General features: G+C 73.0%; 2 protein-coding genes. Both read left to right on the top strand.

The window, feature by feature from the left end; translation table 11 throughout:
* The first annotated feature begins 752 nt into the window (after positions 1-752).
* A complete protein-coding gene (bioB, locus tag CKO41_RS18090; RefSeq protein ID WP_200383266.1) occupies positions 753-1,769 on the top strand; it encodes a biotin synthase BioB in 1,017 nt (338 codons plus the stop codon).
* Positions 1,769-2,826: aminotransferase class I/II-fold pyridoxal phosphate-dependent enzyme (locus CKO41_RS18085; RefSeq protein ID WP_200383265.1), on the top strand; the 1,058-nt coding region annotated here is incomplete at its 3' end. The genes bioB and CKO41_RS18085, both read left to right, overlap by 1 nt.

Below are 2,826 nucleotides of genomic sequence, written 5' to 3'. Positions count from 1 at the left end.
GCTGTGATCCTGCGACTCCACTGCGACAGCGATGAACCATGAAGACAGCAGGAAAGCGCGGTGCGGGAAAACCGCATGCTGCGTTTGACGAGGGGGGCCAGGGGCAACCCTGGCCTCTACTCTACCGCGAGATATCTTTTTCGCGGCCACGCCTTCGCCATTCTTACAGAACGTAGGGCGGGAAAGCGCAGCGCATCCCGCCACGCATGGGGCGTGAACTCCTGGTGGTGTCAGCGAGCCAGGTCGCCGCATGGGAGCGCTGTCCGGGATCATCGCGCGCAATGCGATCCAGCCGGTTCCGTCGGCGGCGGGAGGCGCCGCCGTGGATATCGATATCCGCGATTGCGAACGGCGGCGCGATCGCGAACGGCGGGATGCGCTGCGCTTTCCCGCCCTAGTGTGCCCGCGCGCCGCCAGGGTGACGGGCCAAGGATCGGTGCGGTTCGTGCCTCGCTGCACCCTACGGGTTTCGAGCTCCGGGGTGGCGCGAGTCGCCATGGACGCGAGCCGCTCGGGGCGTAACCCGGCAGCCGGCCACGCGGCCCTCGCCGAGGCCGATCTCGGGTTACGGCGCGCGCGAGCCGATTCTTCTTCGACGACCGCCGTGCCGGCACGCCCAACCCGACCGCGATCGGCGCTGTCAACCTGGGTGGAGCGTTCAGGTTGACAGCGGCGGGGCGGCCTTTAACATGTCGGCCTTGTCCTGCTGAGCATCTTGCGCGCCGCCGCGCGGCCGCCGTTGGAGCCTTCCCATGTCCGTTCCCCCGATTCGCCACGACTGGTCGACCGACGAGGTCGCGGCCCTGCTCGATCTGCCGTTCAACGACCTGCTGTTTCGCGCCCAGGGCGTGCACCGTGCCCATTTCGATCCGAATCGGATCCAGGTCAGCGCGCTGCTCAGCGTCAAGACCGGGGCCTGTCCCGAGGACTGCGGCTACTGCGGGCAGAGCGCCCATCACGCGACCGGCCTGGAGCGCGAGCGGCTGCTCGGGGTCGAGGAGGTGGTCGCGGCGGCCCGCGCGGCCCGCGCCGAGGGGGCGACGCGCTTCTGCATGGGCGCGGCCTGGCGCAGCCCGAGCGACCGCAATCTGGATCGGGTGATCGAGATGGTCGAGGCCGTCCACGCCCTCGGCCTGGAGACCTGCGTGACGCTCGGCATGCTGAGCGGCGAGCAGGCCGAGCGGCTGAAGGCGGCCGGCCTCGACTATTACAACCACAACCTGGATACCTCGCCCGAGTATTACGGCCAGGTCATCACGACCCACACCTACCGCGAGCGCCTCGAGACCCTGGCCCACGTCCAGCGGGTCGGCCTCAAGGTGTGCAGCGGCGGGATCGTCGGCATGGGCGAGTCGCGCCACGACCGCGCCGCGCTCCTCTGTCAGCTCGCGACCCTCCCGCGCCACCCGGAGTCGGTGCCGATCAACCTGCTGGTGCAGGTCGAGGGCACGCCGCTCTTCGGCACCGCCGAGCTCGATCCCTTCGAGCTGGTGCGTACGATCGCGGTGGCGCGCCTGCTGATGCCGGCCTCGCACGTGCGCCTCTCGGCCGGGCGGCGGCGCATGAGCGACGAACTCCAGGCCCTTTGTTACCTGGCCGGCGCCAATTCGGTCTTCCACGGCGAGCGGCTGCTGACGACGGCCAATGCGGAGGCCGACCGCGATCTGCGCCTCTTCGAGCGCCTCGGTCTCGCGTTCGAGACGATCGAGCCCGAGGGGCACGGGGCGCCGCGCGCCTGTTCTAACGCGCCGGTCGCGGCCGAGGCCTGATGGGCGTGCCCGCCGAGACGGGGCTGGCCGGCGGCGGGCTGCCGGACCTCGCTGGCGACCTGAGTGCGCTGCGCCAGGCGCACCGGTACCGCACGCGCCGTCTCCTTCAGGGCCCGCAGCGCCCGCGCGCGCGGATCGACGGGCGGGCCGTGCTCAGCTTCTGCAGCAACGACTATCTGGGCCTCGCCGCCGACCCGCGGGTGGTCGCGGCCCTGGCGCGCGGGGCCGAGCGCTGGGGGCTCGGCAGCGGTGCGGCGCACCTGGTGACGGGCCATAGCGGCGCCCACCAAGCGCTGGAGGAGGAGCTCGCCGACTTCGTCGGCCAGCCGCGGGCGCTGCTGTTCTCGACCGGCTACATGGCCAATCTGGGCGTCATCGCGGCGCTCGCCGGGCGCGGCGAGACCGTCTGGCAGGACCGGCTCAACCACGCCTCGCTCCTCGACGGGGCGCTCCTCGCCCGCGCCCGGCTGCGCCGCTACGCCCACGCCGATGCGGCCGATCTCGCCCGCCGCCTCGCCGGTGGCGGGGCCCGCCTGATCGCGACCGACGGCGTCTTCAGCATGGACGGCGACCTCGCGCCGCTGCCGGCCCTGGCCGAGGTCGCGGCGGGCGCCGGCGCCTGGCTCCTGGTCGACGACGCCCACGGCCTGGGCGTCCTCGGCGCTGAGGGGCGCGGCAGCCTCGCGCACTGGGGCCTCCCCGCCGCCCCTGGGCTGATCCTGATGGGCACCCTGGGCAAGGCGTTCGGCACCTTCGGCGCCTTCGTCGCCGGCTCCCACGACCTGATCGAGACCCTGATCCAGCGCGCCCGCAGCTATATCTATACGACCGCCCCGCCGCCGGCCCTGGCCGAGGCGACCCGCGTCGCGCTGGCGATCGCCCGGCGCGAGGACTGGCGCCGTGAGCGGCTCGGCGAGGCGATCGCCCGCCTGCGCGCCGGGGCCGCCGCGCTCGGCCTGCCGCTCGCGCCGTCGGCGACGCCGATCCAGCCGCTGATCGCCGGCAGCGCCGAGCGGGCGCTCGACTGGAGCCGGCGCCTCGAGGCCGCCGGCATGCT

This window comes from Thiococcus pfennigii, assembly GCF_016583835.1.
Lineage (GTDB): Bacteria > Pseudomonadota > Gammaproteobacteria > Chromatiales > Chromatiaceae > Thiococcus > Thiococcus pfennigii.
The sequence above is the reverse complement of the archived record's forward strand: the minus strand, read 5'-3'. Positions and strand labels throughout refer to the sequence as shown.